We start from the raw sequence: 22,235 nt of genomic DNA, 5'->3' as shown, positions 1-22,235 counted from the left end.
GAGGCACAGCGATGACTCCGACCACTCCCGTCGTCGGCCTGCCCGTGCAGACCGATTCGCCGCCGCATTCGCGCTCGCCACTCGAACTGGCGTTCGCGCGCTTCCTTCACAACCGCGCGGCGCTGCTGAGCCTCGCGCTGCTCATGCTGATCACGCTCGCCTGTTTCGTCGGCCCGTGGCTGCTCGCGGCCGACCCCGCCGCGAGCGATTGGGCCTCGATCAGCCTGCCGCCGACCTGGGCGAACCAGCACTGGTTCGGCACCGACGAGCTCGGCCGCGACCTGCTCGTGCGCACGCTGATCGGCGGCCGCGTATCGATCGAGGTCGGCCTGCTTGGCACGCTCGTGTCGGGCCTGTTCGGCGTCGCGTGGGGCGCGACCGCGGGCTTCGCGGGCGGCCGCGTCGATTCCGTGATGATGCGCGTCGTCGACATGATGTACGCGATCCCGTACCTGCTGATCGCGATCCTGATGATGACCCTGTTCGGCCGCTCGTTCATGCTGGTCGTGCTGACCATCAGCGCGTTCTCGTGGATCGACATGGCGCGCGTCGTGCGCGGCCAGACGCTGTCGCTGCGCAATCGCGAGTTCGTCGACGCGGCGCGCGCGATCGGCGTGTCGCCGGCGTCGATCGTGCTGCGCCACGTCGTGCCGAACCTGCTCGGTGTGGTCGTCGTGTACGCGACGGTCTCGGTGCCGAACATCGTGCTGACCGAATCGGTGCTGTCGTTCCTCGGCCTGGGCGTCCAGGAGCCGATGACGAGCTGGGGCGTGCTGATCCAGGACGGCGCGCAGAAACTGGAATCGATGCCGTGGCTGCTGCTGGCCCCGGCCGTCATGCTGTGCGTGACGCTCTACTGCGTGAACTTCGTCGGCGACGGCCTGCGTGACGCGCTCGACCCGAAGGATCGCTGAAGATGGCCGCTCTACTGGAAGTTGAAAACCTCGGCGTGCGCTTCACGCGCAAGGATGCACCGCCGATCGACGCCGTCAACGGCGTGTCGTTCTCGCTCGAAGCCGGCAAGACGCTCGGCATCGTCGGCGAATCGGGCTCGGGCAAGAGCCAGACCGTGATGGCGCTGCTGGGCCTGCTGGCCGGCAACGGCACGACGACCGGCGCCGCGCGCTACCGCGGCGACAACCTGCTCGACATGGATACGCGCGCGCTGAACGCGGTGCGCGGCGATCGCATCGCGATGATCTTCCAGGATCCGATGACGTCGCTCAATCCGTTCCTGACGATCGAGCGGCAGATGACCGAGACGCTGCAGCTGCATCGCAAGCTGTCGCGCAAGGAAGCGATCAAGCGCGCGATCGAGGCGCTCGAATCGGTGCGCATTCCCGATGCGGCGCGCCGCATCCGCATGTATCCGCACGAGTTCTCGGGCGGCATGCGCCAGCGCGTGATGATCGCGATGGCGCTCCTGTCCGAGCCGGAAATCCTGATCGCCGACGAGCCGACCACCGCGCTCGACGTGACCGTGCAGGCGCAGATCATCGACCTGCTGCGCGAGCTGAACCGCGAGCGCGGCACCGCGATCGTGCTGATCACGCACGACATGGGCGTGGTTGCCGGCCTCGCCGACGACGTGATGGTCATGTACGCGGGCCGCACCGTCGAATACGCGCCGGCCGAATCGATCTTCGCGGCGCCGTCGCATCCATACACGATCGGGCTGCTCAACGCGTTGCCGCGCCTGACCGACGCGGACGACGCGCCGCTCGTCGCGATTCCCGGCAACCCGCCGATGCCCGGCACCGCGCCGGCCGGCTGCGCGTTCGCGAAGCGCTGCACGTATGCGGAAGAACGCTGCGGCGCCGAGCGCCCGACGCTCGAAACCTATGGCGCCGCGGGCGCGGTGCGCGCGTGCCACCGGCCCCTGGCCGATTTGACGGGAGGTCTGCGATGAGCGTCGATGAACGCCGCCAAGCCGGCGCGACGGACGACACGCTGCTGTCCGTCGAGAATCTGAAAGTGCATTTCCGCGTGCCGCTCGGCGGCTATCCGTGGTCGCCGAAGGGCATGCTGCGCGCGGTCGACGGCGTGTCGTTCGACGTCAAGCGCGGCGAGACGGTCGGGCTCGTCGGCGAATCGGGCTGCGGGAAATCGACGCTCGCGCGCGCATTGATCGGCCTCGTGCCGATGACGGCCGGCACCGTGAAATGGCGCGGCCAGGCCGTGGCGCCCGATCACCTGCGCGGCACCGCGATGCGGCGAGAAGTGCAGATGATCTTCCAGGATCCGCTCGCCTCGCTCGATCCGCGCATGACGATCGAGCAGGTCGTCGCGGAGCCGCTCGTCACGCACCAGCCAGGCCTCGGCCGTACCGAAGTGCGCCGCCGCGTGATCTCGATGCTCGAACGCGTCGGCCTGAACGCGCATCACCTGCTGCGTTATCCGCATGAGTTTTCCGGCGGGCAGTGCCAGCGCGTCGGCATTGCGCGCGCACTGATCAGCGAGCCGAAACTCGTGATCTGCGACGAACCCGTCTCGGCGCTCGACGTGTCGATCCAGGCGCAGATCGTGAACCTGCTGCGCGATCTGCAGCGCGAACTGTCGTTGTCCTATCTGTTCGTCGCGCACGACCTGGCGGTGGTGAAGGCCATCAGCCAGCGCGTGCTCGTGATGTATCTCGGCCGCGTGATGGAGTTCGGCACGCGGCATGACGTGTACGGCGTGCCCCAACACCCGTACACGAAGGCGCTGCTCGATGCGGCGCCGACGCCGGAGCCGGCGCGCGAGCGTGCTCGCCGTCCGATGCTGCTGGCGGGCGAGATGCCCTCGCCGCTCAACCCGCCGTCCGGCTGCGCGTTCCGCACGCGCTGCCCGGTCGCGATCGACGCATGCGCGCAGGACGTGCCGCTGCCGGAAGTACGGCAGGGGTCGGCGGCGCGCGTCGCGTGCATCCGCGCGGGCGCGGTGTGATGTGAAGTAACGCAGAAAACATAACCAAGGCAGGTCAACAGGGGTAGGTGCGGCGCGAACGATCTTCGCGCCGCAGGTACAGGCGCGTCCTTAGCCGGGCTCGCCGGGGGGCTGGAAGCGGATCGCAACCGGCGTGGACGATATCAACACAAGACGAGAATGACGATGAAAAAGCAGAAAAAGATCGGGACGGCATCGAAGATGCTGCTTGCCTGGGGACTGCCGGCGCTTGCCGGCGTCTCGCTGACGGGCGTCGCGCACGCCGACGACGCGGCGCCCGCGCCGCTGACGGTCGCGCAGGCCGCGCCGGCCGCCGGGTCGGGCACTTCGGTTGCGCAGGCAACGACCCCGAACGCCGTGATCAACGCAGAGGCGACCCAGGCCGTCACGCCGCCCGACGAGCCGTCGGCGCAGTCGAAATCGAACGGCTTCATCGCCGACAGCCATCTCGACTTCCTGTTCCGCAACTATGCGGACGTGCTCGACAGCAAGGGCGGGCCGCATCGTCATGCGTGGGTCCAGGGCGCGATGGCGAACTTCGAGTCGGGCTACACGACCGGCCTGATCGGGATCGGCTTCGACGCGTCGTTGTATGCGGCGCTGAAGCTCGACGGCGGCCAGGGTGCCGGCAGCATGGTGCACATCGCGAAGGGCGGCGGCGGCGGCAACCAGCTCGCATGGGCCTACCCGGGCATCTACGACATCAAGGCGCGCATCTCGAACACGGTGGTCAAGTACGGTCTGCAGGCCGTCGACAACCCGTTCATGGAGCAGCACGACAACCGCGCGCTGCCGCCGACGTTCCTCGGCGCGACGCTCGTCAGCAATGAATTCAAGAACGTGATGCTCGAGGCCGGCAGCTTCACGAAGACCGACGCGCGCGGCCATACGACGCTCACCAACCTGACGACGCAGTACGGCGGCACGCGCATCAATCGCCTGTCGTACGTCGGCGGCACGTGGGACTATTCGCCGAACGGCGAGGTCGCGCTGTACGCGAACCAGGCCGACGACGTGTGGCACCAGTACTACGCGTCGGTGAAGCACAGCATCGGCAGCCCGCAGACGATCAAGTGGACCGGCTTCGGCAACGTCTACTCGACGCACGACACGGGCGATGCGCTGCAGGGCAAGATCAACAACAACGCGTACAGCCTGTCGCTCGCCGCGCAGCACGGCCCGCATGAACTGCTGCTCGGCTTCCAGCACGTGCTCGGCGACCAGTTCTTCGACTACCTGAACGAAACGAACGGCATCTTCCTGACCAACTCGATGGACGTCGACTACAACGCGCCGCACGAAAAATCGCTGCAGCTGCGTTACACGTTCTACGGCAAGGAAGCGGGCCTGCCGGGCTTCAAGGCGATGGTGTGGGGCGTGACGGGCTGGGGGGCGGACGGCAGCGCGGGCGCGGCCAACGACCCGAGCAAGTCGAGCATCTACTGGAGCAACGGCGCGCCGGTGCAGGGCCGTCACCACGAGTTCGGCTTCATCCCGTCGTACACGTTCCAGAGCGGCAAGCTGAAGAACACGAAGGTCACGTTCATCGCGATGTGGCACAACGGCTCGGCACATTACTCGGACGCGACGAACACCGAGTACCGTCTGGTCGTGAACCTGCCGCTGCACGCGTTCTGATGGAACGGGGACGCACGTCCCCTGTGTCGTATGGGCAGGCCTATGATCGGTGCGATCAGGCCGGCTTGTGCCAGCCCGCCACGGAATCGTTCGCGGCGGGCATCTCTTCGACGAGCGACGTGAGCTGGCGGCCCGTATCGCGCCATGCATCGAGGCCGCCGCGCAGCGCGAGCGCATCGGTGAAGCCTGCATCGAGCAGGCGCTTCGCCATCAGCGCGGCCGTCACTTCGTTCGGGCACGAGCAATACACGACGAATTTCTGCGTGAGCGGATAGCGCGCGACGATGTCGCCGATCTGGCGCTCGTCGGCGAACTGCGCACCGGGAATCGTGAACGGGTCGAGCTTGCGATGCTCGGGCGAGCGGACGTCGAGCACCACCGGGGCGGCGGTGTCGCGCAGCAGCATGTCGAGCTCGTCGACGCCGATCCGCGCGTTCGCGAGTTGACGGATCAGCGCACGGCGGCGCATCCACCGCACGGCCGCATAGATCGCGAGCAGCGCGACGATGACCAGCAGCACCGCGCGGCCGAGGCGGCTCGCGCCGGCGAACAGCCAGTCGATCTGCCGGTAGAACACGAGGCCGGCGCCCAGCCCGACGATCGTCCACAGCGCGGCGCCGAGCGCATCGTAGCCGGCGAACGTGCGATAGCGCGTGCCGAGCGCACCGGCCATCGGCACCGACACCAGCGACAAGCCCGGAATGAAGCGCGCGACCGCGAGCACGCGCACGCCGTAGCGGCCGAAGAAGCGTTCGGTCTTTTTCACGCAGGTATCGCGCGACAGCGACAGCCGGCAGATCGTCTTCAGCGTCGTGCCGCCGTAACGCCGCCCGGCGACGTACCAGACCGTGTCACCGATCAGCGCGCCGAGCACGGACATCGCCACGACCGTCACGAGCTGCGAGCCGATCATCGCCGGATGCATCGCGGACATCGCGCCGAACAGCACGAGCGTCGGCATCGCCGGCACCGGCAGGCCGATGGCCGCCGCGAGGACGTTGGCGAACACGAGAAGCGGCCCGTACTGGGCGACGAGGTCACGGAGCATGACGGCAGGCCGAAAAGGAAACGCGTGGGCGGGAAACGCAGATGGACCGATTATCGGCCTTTTTCAACGCAGCGGCGGGAATGATGCAAAGCGCCTGACGGCGGCAGGGGGATGTGGGTGAGCCGACGCATTGCACGCGGCTCACCGTTAGGAATCAGGACGGCGTACGGGCGAGCGATGCGGCGCCGTGGTTTTCGCCGGGCAGCTCGGCGCCGTGCGAGCGGATCGCCGCGATCAGTTCGGCCGGCGTGATCTCGTAGCGGACCTCGCGGTGGATGCCCGGCTTGCGTTCGTCGACCTCGATCAGCAGCACGCTCTTGCCGTCGGCCGTTGCTTCGAGCCGGAGCGAGCGCAGTTCGCGGCCGTCGGCCGCGTCGTGTTCGGTGAGCAGGGTCATTGCCCCGGATGAGCCGGTAGTGCGCATCGAACCTATCCTCGTGTCGTGGATGCCGTAGCGGCAAAAGATGTCTTTGTTGAATACAGCTTGACGCAGTTTAACGCGAACGGGCCGCGACACGGAGCATTTTCGTGGGGATGAAAAGAGGGCGATACCACCGATCCTTCTGATGTTTGAGCCGCGCCGGGCGGGCGTCTGCGCCGCATCGGGGGCCGGCCGGAACCGGTACCCGAACGGCGTTCGCGGCCACGCCGGCGCGGGCGGCGACACGCGCTGCGCCGCGCGTCGCCGCGGCGGCGTCAGAAGCGGTCGGCGAACCCCATCGCCGGGTCGCTGACCGAGTGGCGGCCGGTTTCCACGCGGCCGGCCACGCGGCGCGAGAAGCTCGCGTCGCTGTCGGCGGTGACGATGAAGTCGTACCAATGGCCGGTCGAGTCGAGCTTCCAGTGCAGTTCGGACTGGTCGCCGGCGTGTACCGTGACGGTCCACATGGTGCCGGCGCCGTTGCTGTTTTCGTTGCCGTGGCCATGACCGTGGTCGGTGTTTGCGCCGCGCCCGGACAGCGGCCCGTAAACCTCGTTCGACTTCACCGTGAAGCGTACCGTGCCGCCGCCGTCGTTGCGCAGCCGCAGGTGGAGGTTGCCGCTTGCGCCCGCATAGCCGACGCGCACTTCCGGCTGCGGTGCGCGAGCGCCGGCCACGCGGCTCAGGTCGCCGGTGAAGCGGCGGTGAAAGCCGTTCGGGCCGAGCACCCACAGGTCATATTTACCGCCATTGTCGGCGCGTGCGGCCCAGTCGCCGTGCAGCTTCTTGCCCGGCTCGACGACGTAGCGCCGCGGCAGCCGGTCGAGGTGCAGCTTGTCATAGACGTGAAACACGGCGGCGGCGCGGCCGGTGTTCGCGAACTTGAGCGTGACCGTGCCGGCGCCGGCATCGGTGCGTGCGCTCGCATGCAGCTCGTACGGCAGCGCGCGCGACGGGCGCACGCCAGTGGCCTGCGCGGGCAGCGCGGGCGTGGCGGGCGGCACGATCTTCGGCGCGGCTTGCTGCGCGGCGCTCAGCGCGTCGACCTGGCTTTTCGTCGTGCGGCCCGCGAGCGTCGGCAGCGGCTCGTTGTTCGGCGTGCGAAAGTTGAACGCGCTCGTCAGGTCGCCGCACACAGCGCGGCGGTACGCGCTGATCTGCGGCTCCGCGACGCCGAAGCGCGTCTCGAGGAAGCGCAGCGTCGACGTATGGTCGAACACCTGCGAATTGACCCAGCCGCCGCGGCTCCACGGCGACACGATCCACATCGGCACGCGCGGGCCCGGGCCGTACGGACGGCCGTCGGCCGCCGGCTGGCTCGCCGTGGCCGGCGCGAAGTCGTGGTACTCGACCGCGACGTCGGCGGCCGACAGTGTATGGCCGCCCGCGAGCGTGCCGTCGGCGTTGCGCGACGGCACGGCCGGCGACGGCATGTGGTCGAAGAAGCCGTCGTTCTCGTCGTAGTTGACCAGCAGCACGGTCTTGCTCCAGACCTCCGGGTTCGCCGTCAGCGCGTCGAGCACGGCCTGCACGTACCAGCCGCCCTGCGCGGGGCTCGACGGCCCCGGGTGTTCGCTATACGCGGACGGCGGGATGATCCACGACACTTCCGGCAGCTTGCCGTTGCGGACGTCGTCGCGAAACGTTTCGAGAAAGCCGTACGGCATCGTGTTGCCGAAGCCCTTCGCGAGCGGGCTCAGCGGATCGTCGATCGCCGGGTCGTAGAACGCGCCGGCCGCCGTCACCGGCTGCGTGATGTCGGTCGACGCGACGTACGCGGGCCGGCGCGCGGCCGGCATCTGCTCGATCGCCGCGCGCCAGTGGCGGAAGCTCATCATCTCGTTGCAGCCGAAGTTGTCGATCAGGCTCTGGTAGACCTTCCAGTTCACGCCGGCCTGTTGCAGCCGGTCGGCATAGGTCGTCCAGGTCCAGCCCTGGCTCGACGGGCCGATGTCGTTGCCGCCGTTGAACTGGTTGTTCAGCGCGGCGATCTTCACGCGGCTGCCGTCGGCCGGGCTGACGCCGTTCGGGCCGTTGGTGCCGCTCCAGTAGAACAGGCGGTTCGCGATCGTCCCCGTGTGCATCCCGCAGTGGTAGTGGTCGCACAGCGTGAACGCATCGGCGAGCGCGCGCTGGAACGGCACTTCGGCCGCGTCGTAATAGCCCATCGACAGCGGCGTCTTCGCGTCGGGCCAGCGGTTCATCCGGCCGTGATCCCACGCGGCCTGCGAATCGGCCCACGTGTGCGGCGTGCCGCCCGCGCGCTGCGCGTTGCCCTGGCGCGCATCGAGGTGATACGGCGTCACGGTCGCGGCGGGCGTCCCCTTCGTGTACGCCTGATAGAACACGTCGCGGCCGTTCGGCGACGGTACCGCGAAGCGGTCGCCATAGCCGCGCACGCCCTTGAACGTGCCGAAGTAGCTGTCGAACGCCCGGTTCTCCATCATCAGCAGCACGACGTGCTTGACGTCCTGGATGGTTCCCGTTTCGTGGAAAGCGGGAATGGCAAGCGCGCGGCGGATGCTCGGCGGAAACGCGGACAGCGCGGCGGCGGCGAGGCCGGAACCGGCGGTCTGCTGAAGGAATTTGCGGCGTGACGTCATGGCGTTCGGGTCCTGTGAAGGGTGGGAGCGTTCGTGAGTGCGTCTGGTGGTGCCCGGGCGTCGTCCCGCCCCGGGACGATCGGCGATGCGTGCGCGTTCGGTGCGTCGGCCGCGTGTCGCGGCGGTGCGGGCATCGCGTCCGACGCCCGACGCGCGACGTCGCGTGGACGCTGTGGCCTCGTCGTCGCGATCCCGTGCGCCGCGCGCTCGTGATGCGCGGGGCAGGTGTCGGCACGCACCGGCCAAGCGCATGCCAGGCTCGGGCGGCGCCCAGTCTAGGGAGGCGACATGACGCCGACGTGATGAAGAAATGACATTGCATGTCGCGCACGTGACGTTGTGCATGCAACGATTCGTTCAAGCGCGATGCGGGGCTGAGGAAGGTAAGAAATTACCGATCGCGGCCGGTGTGACCGGTCAGAATTTTCCGAGTGTCGCGAAGATGGCGCGGCCGCGTTTCGTTGCGGATGCAACGTGACGTGCGACGGCGTGACCCCGTGTTTCAAATGCGTGAAATCGGCTAAGCTCGTTGCGTTGCTGCGCGCTTGTGCAGCCTGCGCTTTCGGCGCGACTTTTCGGAACCGGCCCACCCATGACCGATATCAGAATCCGGCACAGCGAGACGCACGACGTCGACGCGATCCGGCAGATCGCCGCGCATCCCGCGGTGTACATGAATACGTTGCAGCAGCCGTTTCCGTCGCTCGAAAAATGGCAGAAGCGGCTCGACAACATACGCGAGCACGGCGTGAGCCTCGTCGCCGAAATCGACGGTACGGTGGTCGGCCATCTCGGCCTGCATCCCGAGCCGAATCCGCGCCGGCGTCACGCGGCGGCGCTCGGCATGATGGTCGACGCGGCCCGTCACGGACGCGGCATCGGCGGCCGGCTGCTCGCGGCCGCGATCGATCTCGCGGAGCACTGGCTGAACGTTACGCGTCTCGAGCTGACCGTGTTCACCGACAACCGCGCGGCGATCTCGCTCTACGAGAAACACGGTTTCCGCATCGAAGGCGAATCGCCGGATTACGCGTTGCGCGACGGCGTGCATGCGTCCGTGTATCACATGGCGCGGATCAAGGCGCGGCAATGAAGGGCTTGCCATCGCGGATGTGACGGCACACGCGGCCGCACGTCATATCCAATCGAGAATTCGTTCGTTTTCCTTCGGCTGTCCCCGTCGTATCGTCGAACGATTTGCCGGCAGCTGCGGCCGGCTTCGCTTTTCCGTATCGATGCATGCGCGGCGCTGCACGTCGGCCGGCCTCATCGTCATCGTTTCACGGCCTTCGTTGCGTGTGCGGCATCTCCCTGAAACCGTCCTTTTCAACGGAACCCGCTTCGATGAAAACCGTTCTCCGCAATCTCACCGCCGCCTGCCTGTTCGCTGCCGCCAGCGCGGCGCTTGCCGCCGCCACGCCCGCGGGCGCCCCGGCGGCGAGCGCATCGTCCGACGGTGCGCATCTGCCGCCCGGCATCGCGTGGCAACACGGCGACGTCGATGCCGCGTTCGCGCTCGCGAAGCGCGAGGGCAAGCCGCTGCTGCTGTACTGGGGCGCGGTATGGTGCCCGTCGTGCAATCAGGTGAAGTCGACGATCTTCAGCCAGCAGGCATTCAAGACGCGTTCGTCGTTCTTCGTGCCCGTGTATCTCGACGGCGATACCGAAAGCGCACAGAAGCTCGGCGAGCGCTTCAAGGTGCACGGCTATCCGACGATGATCCTGTTCCGTCCCGACGGCACCGAAGTGACGCGGCTGCCCGGCGAAGCCGATCTCGACCGCTACATGCAGGCGCTGTCGCTCGGGATGACGGCCGCGCATCCGGTGCGGCAGACGCTCGCGACCGCGCTGAAGAACGGCGCGGCGCTGACGCCGGACGAATGGCGCCTGCTGGCCGACTATTCATGGGATACCGACGGCGCGCTGCCGGTGCCGGCCGATCGCGTCGCCGAGACGCTGCAGTCGCTCGCGCAACGCGCGCGGGCGGCCGGTGCGAAAACCGAATCGGCGCGCTTCGCGCTGAAGTCGGCGGTGGTTGCCGCGTCGAACGACCCGACGCAAGCCGGCGCGCTCGACAAGGCCGCGCTTGCCGATTCGCTGCGCACGGTGCTGCACGATGCCGCGCTGTCGCGGGCCGATTCGGACGTGCTGGTTGCGGCGCCCGCACGCGTGGTCGCGTATCTCGGCCGCGACGACGCGCAGCGCACGAAGTTGCGCGGCGCGTACGACACGGCGCTGGCGCGCCTGTCGACGGATACCACGCTGTCGTCGATCGACCGGCTGATGGCGCTGCACGGACGGGTGCTGCTCGCGCGCGGCGACGCGCGCAACGGCGCACCGCTCGCGGCGACGGCGCTGGCCGACACCGCGCGCAAGCAGATCGCCGCGTCGGTGCAGGGCGCGGCGAACGCGTACGAGCGGCAGGCGCTCGTCAGCGAAGGCGCGGACACGCTGACCGACGCAGGGCTGTACGACGAATCGGATGCATTGCTGAAGGCCGAGCTGCCGCGTTCGTCCACGCCGTATTACTTCATGTCGGGACTGGCCGCGAACGCGAAGGCGCGCGGCGACAAGGCGGCCGCGCTCGACTGGTATCGCAAGGCGTACGATGCGGCGAGCGGGCCGGCGACGAAGCTGCGCTGGGGCGCGACTTACTTCGCGAATGCGGTCGAGCTGGCGCCGGACGATTCGGCGCGCATCGAAGGGATTGCGGCCAGTGTGCTCGCGCAGGCCGACAAGACCCGGGACGCGTTCTACGGCGCGAACCTGCGCGCGCTGACCAAGGTCGTCACGCAGCTTAACCGCTGGCGCGGTAGCGGCGCGCACGATGCGTCGGTCAGGACGGTCGTCAAGCAGTTCGACGGCGTATGCGGGAAGCTGCCTGCCGGCGATCCGCAGGCGGCGGCGTGCGCGAAGCTGATCCAGCCCGTGAAGGCGTAACGACGCGCCGGGGCATCGTCGAGCGGGCCGGGGATTCGTTACCGGCCCGATTCCGACGACGCGCCGCGATCGCTGCCGTATCCGGCGGCGTCGTGCTGACGCGCGATCTTTGCTTCGGCGGATACGATGCTCGCCGGATAGAACCAGTCGCTCGACTGGAAGCCGGCCTGCTTGAGCGCCTTGACTTCGGCGTGGACCTGCGCGCGCGTGAGTGGCTGGTTCGACTGGGCCTGTGCGGCGAACGGGGCCGAGACGGCCAGGGCGATGGCAACGGCTTGGATCAGGCGTTTCATGATCGGGACCTCCACGATTCCGGTGAATCGCGACGCTTCGTTCGTCGAAGCGCCGCGCGACATTGAAACCAGTGTAGGCCGCGGCGGGCGCGCGAAAAATGCGATCGCGCCCAACGCAGTGTTTTGCTGCGGGTAACAATGGGCGCGTAAGGGGCGAGGCTGTGCAATGGCCCGGGCAGCCGCCACGCGCGTGCAAGCGCTGCGGCATGGTTTGGCCTGATTCGACCGGCAGGAAATGAAATCGGACCGGATGCGCATTCCGGAATCCGTTCCGGTGCGCATGCGGTCCGATCTTGAAAGACGGGAAGGCGGCGTACGAAGCGCCGCCCTGATGCGAACGCTTACACGAGCCCCGTCGCGTAGTACACGGCGATCACGAAGAACACCGCGAGCGTCTTGATGATGGTGACCGCGAAAATGTCGCGATACGACTCACGGTGCGTGAGGCCCGTGACCGCGAGCAGCGTGATGACCGCGCCGTTGTGCGGCAGCGTATCCATGCCGCCGCTCGCCATCGCGACGACCCGGTGCAGCACGTCCAGCGGGATGTTGGCCGCCTGCGCGCCCTTGATGAACAGGTCCGACATCGCGGCGAGCGCGATGCTCATGCCGCCCGACGCCGAGCCCGTGATGCCGGCAAGCGAGCTGACCGACACTGCCGCGTTGACGAGCGGGTTCGGGATGCTCTTCAGCGCATCGCTGACGACGAGGAAGCCCGGCAGCGCGGCGATCACGCCGCCGAAGCCGTATTCCGACGCGGTGTTCATCGCGGCAAGCAGCGCGCCGGCGACGGCGGCCTTGGAACCGGCCGCGAAGCGGCCGCTGACGCGCTTGAACGCGGTCAGCACGACCAGCACGATACCGAGCAGCAGCGCGGCCTCGACCGACCAGATCGCGACGACCGTCTTGATCGACGTGGTGACCGGCGCGTGCACGCCCGGCAGCACTTCGGGCGCGACCGTGTACGACGCGGCGCCGTACCACTGCGGGATCAGCTTCGTGAACGCGAAGTTCGACACGCCGACGAGGATCAGCGGCAGGATCGCCAGCGCCGGATGCGGCAGCGCCTTCGCCTCGACGCGCTCCGGCTCGTTGACGAGCGACGTGCCGTAGCCTTCGCCCTTCGCCATCGCCGAACGGCGGCGCCATTCGAGATATGTGAGGCCGACGACGATGATGAACAGCGAGCCGATCGTGCCGAGCGCGGGCGCGGCCCAGGCGGTCGTCTTGAAGAACGTGGTCGGGATGATGTTCTGGATCTGCGGCGTGCCGGGCAGCGAATCCATCGTGAACGAGAACGCGCCGAGCGCGATCGCGCCGGGCATCAGCCGCTTCGGGATGTTGCTCTGGCGATAGAGTTCGGCCGCGAACGGATAGACCGCGAACACCACGACGAACAGCGAGACGCCGCCATAGGTGAGCAGCGCGCACACCGCCACGATCACCGCATTCGCGCGCGAGCGGCCGATGTAGCGGATCGCCGCATGGACGATCGACTCGGAGAACCCGGACAGTTCGATCACCTTGCCGAACACGGCGCCGAGCATGAAGACCGGGAAATACAGTTTGACGAAGCCGACCATCTTCTCCATGAAGATGCCGGAGAAGACCGGTGCGACGGCGGCGGGTTCGGTCAGGAGCACCGCGCCGAGCGCGGCGATCGGTGCGAACAGGATCACGCTGTAGCCGCGATACGCGGCGAACATCAGGAACGCCAGCGCGGCGAGGACGATCACGAAAGACAAGGGAGTCTCCTAAAAGCTTGGAATGGCTTTGGTTGTTGTTCGATCGCGCGATGCGCCGCGGACCAACTCAGGTTCGTGCAGGTTTCGTGCCATCGGCCGGATTGCGCCGCCGGACATGGGGCCGCCGGTGGCCGGCGGGCCCGCGCCGGTCCAAGTCTGACGATTCTACATAAAACGTCTCCGTCCGGAGACGTTTCGGCCGTCCGGCCAACCCTCGAAATCGTGCAGGGCTTTCCCGGACAACGCGTTGCGGTGTGTCTCCAGAGTGAGATAATCCGTCCCGTTCCGGAGACATCCGGCCGACGATAGACGGAGACGACGACACGATGATGAACGACTGGGCTCGCCTGCCCGTCAACTACGGCGACGTGCTGCGGCGCGCGGCCGAGTCGCTGTTCCGGACCTTCGAGGATTCGAGTGCGGGCACGGTGGTCGTCGATCGCGACGCGCGCGTCGTGTGGATGAACGACCGTTACGCGGCGCGTTTCGGTTTCGCCGATCCGCAGCAGGCCGTCGGCCTCGACTGCGAGGCCGTGATCCCGAACAGCCTGATGCGCGAGGTCGTATCGACCGGCCAGCCGATCCTGCTCGACATCATGGAGACGGGCCGCGAGCCGCTCGTCGTCACGCGCCTGCCGTTGAAGAACGAGGCCGGCGAGACGGTCGGCGCGATCGGCTTCGCGCTGTTCGACCAGTTGAAGACGCTCACGCCGATTTTTTCCCGCTATGCGCAGCTTCAGCAGCAACTGATCGCGACGCAGCGCTCGCTCGCGCAGGCGCGCCGCGCGAAATACACGTTCGCGAGCTTCGTCGGCACGAGTGCCGCGAGCCTCGAGACCAAGCGCCAGGCGCGCCGCGCGGCGCAGGTCGATTCGCCGGTGCTGCTGCTCGGCGAGACGGGCACCGGCAAGGAACTGCTCGCCCATGCGATTCACGCGGCGTCGGCACGCGCGCTCCAGCCGCTCGTGACCGTCAACGTCGCCGCGATTCCCGACACGCTGCTCGAAACCGAATTCTTCGGCGCGGCGCCCGGCGCGTACACCGGTGCCGATCGCAAGGGCCGCGTCGGCAAGTTCGAGCTGGCCGATCGCGGCACGCTGTTTCTCGACGAGATCGGCGACATGCCGCTGCCGTTGCAGGGCAAGCTGCTGCGCGTGCTGCAGGACAAGGAGTTCGAGCCGGTCGGCTCGAACCGGATCGTGCGCGCGGACGTGCGCATCATCGCCGCCACGTCGGCCGACCTGCCGGCGCTCGTGGCGGCCGGGCGTTTCCGCGCGGATCTCTATTACCGGCTGAACGTGCTGACGATCCATGCGCCGCCGCTGCGCGAACGCGCATCCGACATTGCGGCGCTCGTCTACGCGACGCTCGAGGAGCTGGCCGCGCAGCACGGGCGCGCCGCGCACTGCGAGCTGACCGACGATGCGCTGCGGATGCTGTGCGCATATCCGTGGCCCGGCAACGTGCGCGAGTTGCGCAATACGCTCGAACGCGCGCTGATGCTGTCCGATCGTTCGGTGATCGATGCGCGCGCGCTCGCACCGTTTCTCGGGCCGGTGCGCATCTCGCCGGACGGCGCGGCGCCGGCGCAGCGGGTTGCCGCGGTGCCGGCCGAGCAGTGTGCGGACGATGCGTCGACGGCATCCGGGGCGCCGGCCGCTTCGTATGCCGATGCACTGGCGGCGTGGGAGCGTCAGTTCCTGACCGATGCGCTGGCGGCCTGTGACGGCAAGGTCATTGAAGCGGCCGCGCGCATCGGCATCGGCCGCGCGACGCTGTACAAGAAACTGGCCGCGCTCGGTATCGGCCGGTAGGCCGTTCGGCGACGCCGATGCGGCCCGATGTAACGCATCGAACAGGAGGTCACGATGAAGCGGATCGGCTTCGCAGGGTGGTTGACCATGTTGCTGGCGAGCGCGGCGCTCGCGCAGTCGGGCGATGCCGACGCGCCCGACGCGCGGCGCAACTGGTACAACGATCCGTTCGTCGCGCTGTCGCAGGACGTCGCCGAGTGCCCGTTGCCGCTCGGCCCGTGGATGACGCGCGCCGAGATGACGGACGATGCGCACTACCGCGCCGAACGCGGTACGACCTGCTGGCTCGCCCATCGCTGCACGAAGCCGAACTCGTATATGTACGACGCGTCGATCGCCGATGCGGCGAAGGCGCACTTCGCCGGCTCCGATCGCCTGCGCGGCACCAGTCTGTGGATTACCGTGCAGCGACGTTTCATCTACGTCGAAGGATGCGCGCATACGACGCTCGATCGCCACGCGTTGCAACGCGAATTCGAGGCGCTTCCGGACGTCGAGCAGGTTTTCGTTCGCATCACCGACGATCCGCGCAAGCGCTTGCCGTACAAGGCGCGCGGGCAACCCGGCCGCGCGCCGGACTGACCGCCGAAGGGCAGCCCATGGCATACTCGCGACATTCAAAAAGAGGTTGACGGGAAGAATAATGAAACACATGCTTGCGTCGGTCTGTCGGTGGCCTCGGGTGGCCGTGATGTTGGCTCTGGTTGCAGGGGTCGGCGGGTGCGGCGGCGGTGCTCCGCTGTTCACGTCGGACGGGCGCCCGACCACTCAGGTGCAATGCACCGGCAGCGACTGGAGCAATTGCACGGACAATGCCCGGGCCATGTGCAACGGGGATTTCGACGTAATCCAGCAATCGACGGATGACGCCGTGCGAAATCTTCTCTTCGCATGCAAGAAGAAAAGCGGTTATTGATCCCGAAATGACCGGCTGAGGAGACCACGATCGGGCGAAGCGCTTTTCTGTTTGCTTTGAGTCACTTGTTTTTCACGAATAACACTCACGGAGTCCCATCCATATGGCGACCTACAGGCAACTGAGCGCGCAGCTCGAACGGCTTCAGCAAAAGATCGACAAGGAGCGTGAAAAGGCGATTGCCGACGCGATTGCGCATATCCGCGCGAAAATCGACGAATACGACATTACGCCGGAAGAACTCGGTTTTCGCCCGGCAGGATCGGCCGGCACCACTGCCGCCACGAAACCCAAGCGCACCTTGCCGCCGAAGTACCTGAACCCGAAGACGGGCGAAACGTGGAGTGGCCGCGGGCGGGCGCCGGCATGGCTCGGCAAGAATCGCGGACGTTTCCTGATCAAGGACTGACTCCCGGAAATCCTCACCTTTCGTGTGCCGACTGACGGTGCGAATGGCCATGCGGCCTTCGCACCGTTTTGTTTTGGCGTAATCGTCACGCGATTTTCCCCCACGAATTGAAGTGCAATGCCGCGCAATTAACGGCTCCCGTTTTGCGAATTCGCCGCGATCCGGCTGCATGTTGCCGGTAATTCTCGTAAACAACCGCGTAATGGTGCAATGCATGCGCATTGGCGCCTGCGGTTTTCGCGGTGCATGCGTGACGCGGATTTTCATCACCTTTCGCATGCTGATGCGGTGTGTCGTGTGATTCCCGAAGATACTCACCATGGCTCCCGTAAATCCTCACCTTGGAGAAAGCGGCTGCAGCGTCGTGCCGCGTTGCGTGCATCGTGCATGCGGCGCCGCGATGCCGGCCCGCGTGTGTTGCAGGTCCATGGTGCGGGCGTTGATGCCCGTCGAATAGTCGGCCGTTCGGCATATAGGCAGTCGCAAGCGCTTCGCCTATGCTTGGGGTTCGCGTCGATCGGCGTACGGCCTGCCCGGCCGCATGCCGATCGTGTCGTCTTTCGTCACCGCAGGGAGCCGATGTGACCGTTCGCCATCTCGATGCGTTGTTCCAGCCCAAGTCCGTTGCGGTCGTCGGCGCGTCGTCGCGCGCCGGCAGTATCGGCGCGATGGTGTGGTCGCGTGTGCTCGACGGCGCGTTCCAGGGGCCCGTGTGGCCGGTCAATCCGAAATATCGCGAGCTGGACGGGCATGCGGTCGTCTCCGATGTCGACCGGCTGCCCACGCCGCCGTCGGTTGCCGTGATCTGCACGCCGCCCGCGACCTGGGCCGGCATCGTGCGCAAGCTCGGCGAGCTCGGCACGCGCGTCGCGGTGATCATTGGCGAGGCGCGCACCGATGCCGATCGCGCCGCGGTCGATCGCACGCTGAAGGCGGCGAAGCCGTTCGTGCTCCGTATCGTCGGGCCCGGCAGCCTCGGTGTGTTGTCGCCGGCGCGGCATGCGCATTTCGGCGCGCCTGCCTATACGGCACGATCGGGCGGCGTCGCGTGGGTGTCGCAATCGAATGCGCTGACGAACGCGGTGCTCGGCTGGGCCGATGCGCGCGGCCTCGGTTTTTCGCACGTCGTCGCGCTCGGTAGTGAATCCGATGTCGATGCGGGCGACGTCCTCGACTATCTGGCAAGCGATCCCGGCACGCGCGCGATCCTGCTCGAACTCGATACCGTGCGCGCGGCGCGCAAGTTCATGTCGGCGGCGCGGGCGGCCGCACGCAACAAGCCGGTGCTCGCGTTGCGCACCGGCCGTGCCGATCCCGGCGACGCGCTGTACACGGCGGCGTTCCAGCGCGCGGGCATGGTGCGCGTCGATGCGCTCGACGATCTGCTCGACGAAATCGAGACGCTCGGCGTCGGCCGCGTCACCGCGCGGGGCGCGGCGACGCTCGTGACGAGCGATGCGGGCGTGGCGAAACTGGCGGTCGATGCGGTGGCCGACGTGCGCGACGTGCTGACCGACTGGTCGCCCGCGGCAACATCGGCCGTCGCGGCCGCGCTGCCGCACCTCGCGGCGCCCGGGAATCCGCTCACGCTGGGCGACGATGCACGTCCCGAACACTTTGCCGCGGCGATCAAGGCGCTCGCCCCGTTTCCGCAGACGGGCACGCTGTTCGTCGTTCATTCCACTTCGCACAGCGCGCCGGCCGATTCGGTCGCGCGCACGCTGATCGATTCGCGGCAGTACGCGCATCGCGGCATCCTCGCGTGTTTCTTCGGCGCGGTCGACGCGGCGACGCGCGATGCGCTGCACGCGAACGGCATTCCGGTACACACGACGCCGCAGCGGCTCGCACGCGCGTATGCGCGTCTCGTCGACTACAACCTCGGGCGCCAGTTGCTGATGCAGACGCCGGAAGGCACGCCGCTGCAGCCGGCCGAGTGCGTGGCGTCCGCCCAGGCCGATGCGCGCCGCCTGGTCGAAGCCGGTCAGCATGAACTGGCCGGCGAGGCCGCGCTGCACTGGCTGTCCCGTTTCGGTCTGCGGGGCGAGCAGCCCAGCGAGCCAGCCGGCAAGAAGGTCGTCGATATCACGGTCGACATGTACGACGATTCGAACTTCGGTCCGGTGTTTCGCTATGCCGTGCCACCGGCGGATGGCGTATCGGCGCCGTTCGTCGTCTACGGCCTGCCGCCACTGAACACGGTTCTCGCCCGCGCGGTGATGGAGCGCTCGCCGTATGCGCGCAGCACGCGCGTCGAGCCGACGCTCGACGCGCTGACGGCCCTGTCGCAGGCCGTCTGCGACGTACGTGAAGTCGTCGCGATGTCGGTCACGCTGCGCGTGCTGTCCGACCGCGCATGGGTGATCGCGCCGCGCATCACGCTGGCCTCGGGGCGCAGCCGGCTCGCGATCATGCCGTATCCGCGGCACCTCGAGCAGACGCTCGAGTGGCATGGCGAGACGGTGACGATCCGTCCGATCCGTCCGGAGGACGAGGCCGCACACAACGAGCTGCTCGGTGCGATGACGCCGGAAGATCTGCGGATGCGTTTCTTCGGCGCGGTGCGCAGCTTCGATCATTCGCAGGTGGCGCGCATGACGCAGATCGACTACGACCGCGAAATGGCGTTCATCGTGTCGTTCACCGATGTGTCCGGGCGCGACCACACGCTCGCGGTGGTGCGTGCGGTCGCCGATCCCGACAACGAGACGGCGGAGTTCGCGATCGCGGTACGCCCCGATCAAAAGGGCAAGGGGCTCGGCCGGCTGATGATGACCCGCATCATCGACTACGCACGCTCGCGCGGCACCGCGTGGATGGTCGGCGAGGCGCTGCGCGAGAATTCGGCGATGATCTCGCTCGCGAAATCGTGCGGGTTTGCGGTGTCGGCGACGGAGGAGCCCGGCGTCGTGGGTTTCAGGATGAAGTTGCAGCCGTAGGCGTCGATCCGTGGTTCGACGCCGAGGGCAGCGCATGGCGTCGATGCTGCAATGTGCCGCCATGCCGCGATTTCAATCAGGAATGCAAATAACTCCAAATCAATCTCTGCGGTGAAACGTCTGCCAACATGTCGGATCTGTCGATCGCGGTGATATCGCGACGCGCGCACGGTGTCCGGAGATGCACGCAGCGTGCCGCGATGGTTACCTTCCGCAGCCGTTTCAAGCGATGGGCGTGTACACGCGCGTGGCCGCATTCCGGGCTCGCCAATTCAAGGCCGTCAGCAAGGTGAGCCTTTTCGGGAGCCGTGGGTGAGCTTTCACGGGGCAGCGTGGTGAGCCGATACGGGAGCATTCGGTGAGCCTTCCCGGGAACGGCCGGTGAGCACCTGCGGGAGAGGCCGGTGAGCCTTTCCGGGACGTGTCGGTGAGCCCTTGCGGGAGCGATCGGTGAGGACGTTCGGGAGACGTCGGTGAGCGTCTCCAGGAGCCTCCGGTGAGACTTTTCGGGAGGCCGCGGTGAGTGCTTGCAGGATGCCGAGGTGAGCTTTTTCGGGAGCGTGGGAAAGCACGGCTCCCACGGGCGCGGCGCCGGCCAAGGCCGGCGTGACGCGCGGGTGCGGGCACGCAGGAACCGTGCCCGTGGTCACATTCACGCAGCGAGTTTCGACGCCGCGTCGTTCACCTGGTCGCGCGAAATCGCGAGTTCCTCGAGGTGCGGATCGGCATAGACCGCCCCGGTTTCGCGCTCGAGGCGGGCGATCGTCAGCGCACAGCGCGCGGTGTCTTTCGGCATCGCGATGAAGCGCTTGACCGACTCGCCGGACGTGAACGCGTCGAACAGTGCGCCGCGCACGTCGTCCGGAAGCGTCTTGGTCCACTGGTACGGCTTGCCGTTGAACGTGATCGACGGCGGCAGCGTGCGTTCCTTCTTGGTCGCCGTGATGAGCCCGTAGGTGCGCGCTGCGTCGCCGATCTGCTCGGGCGAGAAGAGTTCGTCAGGCGTGATGTCGAACTGCTCGATGTAGTTCTCGATCGCCTGCATCGCGGCGGCACGATCGTCGCGCTTCTTCTGCGCGCGCGCGACGATATCGCGCAGCTCGTCCGCTTCCTCGGGCGTGATCGTGAAGCTTGCCTGCTTCTGCTGAAGTTCGGAGAAACGCTGGAATTCTTGATCGTTCAGAAGTTTGGCCATGACATCCATCGGACACGACGGCCGCGACAACCGGCCGCCGTAGTTTTTGAGAGGGCCGCTATTCTAGCGTAGCGCCGCGGGCGCCCGATGCGGCATCGCGCGTCGGGCACCGCACGGGCGTCGCACGCAACCGGAGCCGGCGCCGCTGCGCCGTGGCCGGTGCGCATTGCCGGGAACCCGCGTGTCAGCAGGTCTCGGTGCGGCACATCGACAGATGGGCGGCCGTGTCGCGCAGTGCGTCGACGACCACGTCCACGGACGGCGCCAGGTGCGCATCGATCCGGCGCATGTACGGGCACGTCAGCACCGCGATCGCATGGCCGGCCGGCCCGAGGATCGGCACGGTCAGGTCGGTCACGCCGTACGCCTGGCGGCTGTCCTGGCGCAGATAGCCGGACTGCCGGATCGACTGGCACGCATTCGCGAGCTCCTGCTCGTTCAGCGGCGCTTCGCCCTTGACCTTGCGATGCTCGGCCAGCATGTGCGCGCGTTGCTCGGCGCTCTGGAACGCCAGCATCATGCGCCCGGACGCCGTGTCGGCGAGGCCGACGCGCGAGCCGAGCCGGACCGACACGCCCCACGGGCCGGGCCCGTCCACTTGCGCGATCACGAGCAGGTTGCCGCGATCGTAGACGGACAGGTGGCACGACTGCTCGGCGGCATCGGCGAAGCGCTGCATCGGTGGCAGCGCCTCGGCGATCAGCCGGTTCATCGGCGGATGCCGGTGCGCAAGCGCGAACAGCTTGAGGCTGAGCGTGTAGCGATCGCCGCCGGTCGAACGCATCACGTAGCGGCGCGCGACGAGGCGTTCGAGCATCCGGTAGATTTCGCTCGCATTGCGGCCGAGCTCCTTTGTGATTTCGGTGCGGGTGAGTCCTTCCTTCTGCTCGGACAGGAGTTCGAGAATGTCGAGGCCCTTGTCGAGCGCGGGTGCGCGATAGCGATCAAGAGCGGCCATCGATTCCCGTGCGTCGCAGCCGGGAAGCGGGTCGTTGGTTGTCTGCATTGTCGATGTGAAGTTGGGGGATTACCGTCGATCGGTGGGCGACGCACGCTGGCCGGTTCTGCTCCGCGTATGGCAATGAAAGCCATCCGTACGAGCTTAGCAATAAACATACAGTGTGCAATGCAGCGTCTTTTTACCGATCATTACCCGACAAGAACGGATGGGCAAACGTTTTCGATGACAGGGGCACCCCGAATAGCCAGTATTCATGCCCCGATGGCAGGCGCTCCGGCGAGCGACGGCCGGTCGATTCGACGCTGGCGCGGCGCGTGTTGCGCCGCAGCGCCGGCAGTCGCACCAATAGTCGGTATCCGTCGCGTGTCATTTCACGGCGCGCGGCCGA

The 22,235-nt window shown here is 67.4% G+C and carries 18 protein-coding genes; 11 read left to right on the top strand and 7 right to left on the bottom strand.

Translation table 11 applies throughout. The features are described 5' to 3' along the window. Positions 1–11: 11 nt before the first annotated feature. The 4 genes from A9Z05_RS32620 to A9Z05_RS32605 all read left to right on the top strand — a co-directional run bounded on the left by A9Z05_RS32620 (position 12) and on the right by A9Z05_RS32605 (position 4,563). The gene (locus tag A9Z05_RS32620; RefSeq protein WP_069621662.1) at positions 12–914 is read left to right on the top strand and encodes an ABC transporter permease; all 903 of its coding nucleotides are present in this window, start codon (positions 12–14) and stop codon (positions 912–914) included. Between the two features lie 2 nt (positions 915–916). Beyond that, a complete protein-coding gene (locus A9Z05_RS32615) occupies positions 917–1,909 on the top strand; it encodes an ABC transporter ATP-binding protein (protein ID WP_069621661.1) in 993 nt (330 codons plus the stop codon). Continuing rightward, positions 1,906–2,925, top strand: coding sequence for an ABC transporter ATP-binding protein (locus A9Z05_RS32610; protein ID WP_069621660.1), 1,020 nt, complete (start codon positions 1,906–1,908; stop codon positions 2,923–2,925). The genes A9Z05_RS32615 and A9Z05_RS32610 overlap by 4 nt, the downstream gene beginning before the upstream one ends. A gap of 165 nt (positions 2,926–3,090) precedes the next feature. Beyond that, the gene (locus A9Z05_RS32605) at positions 3,091–4,563 is read left to right on the top strand and encodes an OprD family outer membrane porin (RefSeq protein WP_069621749.1); all 1,473 of its coding nucleotides are present in this window, start codon (positions 3,091–3,093) and stop codon (positions 4,561–4,563) included. 55 nt (positions 4,564–4,618) lie between these two features. Here A9Z05_RS32605 and A9Z05_RS32600 read toward each other — a convergent pair whose 3' ends face one another. The 3 genes from A9Z05_RS32600 to A9Z05_RS32590 form a co-directional block, all read right to left on the bottom strand. After that, positions 4,619–5,611 (bottom strand): DedA family protein/thiosulfate sulfurtransferase GlpE, encoded by a 993-nt coding sequence (locus A9Z05_RS32600; protein ID WP_069621659.1) that lies wholly within the window; start codon positions 5,609–5,611, stop codon positions 4,619–4,621. Between the two features lie 154 nt (positions 5,612–5,765). Next, positions 5,766–6,035 (bottom strand): hypothetical protein, encoded by a 270-nt coding sequence (locus A9Z05_RS32595; protein ID WP_050013367.1) that lies wholly within the window; start codon positions 6,033–6,035, stop codon positions 5,766–5,768. Between the two features lie 272 nt (positions 6,036–6,307). Next, positions 6,308–8,635: a phosphocholine-specific phospholipase C gene (locus A9Z05_RS32590; RefSeq protein WP_069621658.1), complete on the bottom strand. Its 2,328-nt coding sequence runs from the start codon at positions 8,633–8,635 to the stop codon at positions 6,308–6,310. Between the two features lie 592 nt (positions 8,636–9,227). Here A9Z05_RS32590 and A9Z05_RS32585 point away from each other — a divergent pair. Together A9Z05_RS32585 and A9Z05_RS32580 are read left to right on the top strand one after the other, a co-directional pair. After that, positions 9,228–9,728 carry a GNAT family N-acetyltransferase gene (locus A9Z05_RS32585; RefSeq protein ID WP_069621657.1) on the top strand — a complete coding sequence of 167 codons (501 nt, stop codon included), beginning with the start codon at positions 9,228–9,230 and terminating at the stop codon, positions 9,726–9,728. Between the two features lie 251 nt (positions 9,729–9,979). Then, positions 9,980–11,575: a thioredoxin family protein gene (locus A9Z05_RS32580; protein ID WP_069621656.1), complete on the top strand. Its 1,596-nt coding sequence runs from the start codon at positions 9,980–9,982 to the stop codon at positions 11,573–11,575. A gap of 38 nt (positions 11,576–11,613) precedes the next feature. On the opposite strand, the gene A9Z05_RS32575 is transcribed toward A9Z05_RS32580, so the two are convergent. Continuing rightward, complete coding sequence (locus tag A9Z05_RS32575) at positions 11,614–11,868, bottom strand: DUF4148 domain-containing protein (protein WP_069621748.1); 255 nt, start codon at positions 11,866–11,868, stop codon at positions 11,614–11,616. Between the two features lie 341 nt (positions 11,869–12,209). After that, positions 12,210–13,613: a GntP family permease gene (locus tag A9Z05_RS32570; RefSeq protein ID WP_069621655.1), complete on the bottom strand. Its 1,404-nt coding sequence runs from the start codon at positions 13,611–13,613 to the stop codon at positions 12,210–12,212. Positions 13,614–13,939: 326 nt separating this feature from the next. Here A9Z05_RS32570 and A9Z05_RS32565 point away from each other — a divergent pair, with 326 nt between their 5' ends. The 5 genes from A9Z05_RS32565 (at position 13,940) to A9Z05_RS32545 (ending at position 19,691) form a co-directional block, all read left to right on the top strand. Then, positions 13,940–15,427 carry a sigma-54-dependent Fis family transcriptional regulator gene (locus A9Z05_RS32565; protein WP_069621654.1) on the top strand — a complete coding sequence of 496 codons (1,488 nt, stop codon included), beginning with the start codon at positions 13,940–13,942 and terminating at the stop codon, positions 15,425–15,427. A gap of 54 nt (positions 15,428–15,481) precedes the next feature. Further along, positions 15,482–16,009 carry a BON domain-containing protein gene (locus A9Z05_RS32560; protein WP_069621653.1) on the top strand — a complete coding sequence of 176 codons (528 nt, stop codon included), beginning with the start codon at positions 15,482–15,484 and terminating at the stop codon, positions 16,007–16,009. Between the two features lie 61 nt (positions 16,010–16,070). Further along, positions 16,071–16,343, top strand: coding sequence for a hypothetical protein (locus A9Z05_RS37310; protein ID WP_084044531.1), 273 nt, complete (start codon positions 16,071–16,073; stop codon positions 16,341–16,343). 103 nt (positions 16,344–16,446) lie between these two features. Further along, on the top strand, positions 16,447–16,752 hold the full coding sequence (locus tag A9Z05_RS32550) for an H-NS family nucleoid-associated regulatory protein (RefSeq protein WP_069621652.1): 306 nt from the start codon (positions 16,447–16,449) through the stop codon (positions 16,750–16,752). A 581-nt stretch (positions 16,753–17,333) separates the two neighbouring features. After that, the gene (locus A9Z05_RS32545; RefSeq protein WP_069621651.1) at positions 17,334–19,691 is read left to right on the top strand and encodes a GNAT family N-acetyltransferase; all 2,358 of its coding nucleotides are present in this window, start codon (positions 17,334–17,336) and stop codon (positions 19,689–19,691) included. Between the two features lie 652 nt (positions 19,692–20,343). On the opposite strand, the gene A9Z05_RS32540 is transcribed toward A9Z05_RS32545, so the two are convergent. Together A9Z05_RS32540 and A9Z05_RS32535 are read right to left on the bottom strand one after the other, a co-directional pair. Beyond that, a complete protein-coding gene (locus tag A9Z05_RS32540) occupies positions 20,344–20,895 on the bottom strand; it encodes a hypothetical protein (protein ID WP_006480314.1) in 552 nt (183 codons plus the stop codon). Positions 20,896–21,070: 175 nt separating this feature from the next. Continuing rightward, entirely contained in the window at positions 21,071–21,892 is an 822-nt protein-coding gene (locus A9Z05_RS32535; protein WP_069621650.1) for an IclR family transcriptional regulator, read from the bottom strand. Positions 21,893–22,235 lie beyond the last annotated feature (343 nt).

It is taken from the genome of Burkholderia sp. A2 (assembly GCF_001729305.1).
Classification (GTDB): domain Bacteria; phylum Pseudomonadota; class Gammaproteobacteria; order Burkholderiales; family Burkholderiaceae; genus Burkholderia; species Burkholderia sola.
Note: the sequence above shows the minus strand (reverse complement) of the source record. Positions and strands in the feature narration are given on the sequence as shown.

Coding starts and splice junctions, on each gene's coding strand:
- A9Z05_RS32605 (WP_069621749.1), top strand. CDS start 3,091: ATGAAAAAGCAGAAAAAGATCGGGACGGCATCGAAGATGCTGCTTGCC.
- A9Z05_RS32610 (WP_069621660.1), top strand. CDS start 1,906: ATGAGCGTCGATGAACGCCGCCAAGCCGGCGCGACGGACGACACGCTG.
- A9Z05_RS32620 (WP_069621662.1), top strand. CDS start 12: ATGACTCCGACCACTCCCGTCGTCGGCCTGCCCGTGCAGACCGATTCG.
- A9Z05_RS32580 (WP_069621656.1), top strand. CDS start 9,980: ATGAAAACCGTTCTCCGCAATCTCACCGCCGCCTGCCTGTTCGCTGCC.
- A9Z05_RS32595 (WP_050013367.1), bottom strand. CDS start 6,035: ATGCGCACTACCGGCTCATCCGGGGCAATGACCCTGCTCACCGAACAC.
- A9Z05_RS32600 (WP_069621659.1), bottom strand. CDS start 5,611: ATGCTCCGTGACCTCGTCGCCCAGTACGGGCCGCTTCTCGTGTTCGCC.
- A9Z05_RS32615 (WP_069621661.1), top strand. CDS start 917: ATGGCCGCTCTACTGGAAGTTGAAAACCTCGGCGTGCGCTTCACGCGC.
- A9Z05_RS32585 (WP_069621657.1), top strand. CDS start 9,228: ATGACCGATATCAGAATCCGGCACAGCGAGACGCACGACGTCGACGCG.
- A9Z05_RS32575 (WP_069621748.1), bottom strand. CDS start 11,868: ATGAAACGCCTGATCCAAGCCGTTGCCATCGCCCTGGCCGTCTCGGCC.
- A9Z05_RS32540 (WP_006480314.1), bottom strand. CDS start 20,895: ATGGATGTCATGGCCAAACTTCTGAACGATCAAGAATTCCAGCGTTTC.
- A9Z05_RS32535 (WP_069621650.1), bottom strand. CDS start 21,892: ATGCAGACAACCAACGACCCGCTTCCCGGCTGCGACGCACGGGAATCG.
- A9Z05_RS32565 (WP_069621654.1), top strand. CDS start 13,940: ATGATGAACGACTGGGCTCGCCTGCCCGTCAACTACGGCGACGTGCTG.
- A9Z05_RS32550 (WP_069621652.1), top strand. CDS start 16,447: ATGGCGACCTACAGGCAACTGAGCGCGCAGCTCGAACGGCTTCAGCAA.
- A9Z05_RS37310 (WP_084044531.1), top strand. CDS start 16,071: ATGAAACACATGCTTGCGTCGGTCTGTCGGTGGCCTCGGGTGGCCGTG.
- A9Z05_RS32590 (WP_069621658.1), bottom strand. CDS start 8,635: ATGACGTCACGCCGCAAATTCCTTCAGCAGACCGCCGGTTCCGGCCTC.
- A9Z05_RS32560 (WP_069621653.1), top strand. CDS start 15,482: ATGAAGCGGATCGGCTTCGCAGGGTGGTTGACCATGTTGCTGGCGAGC.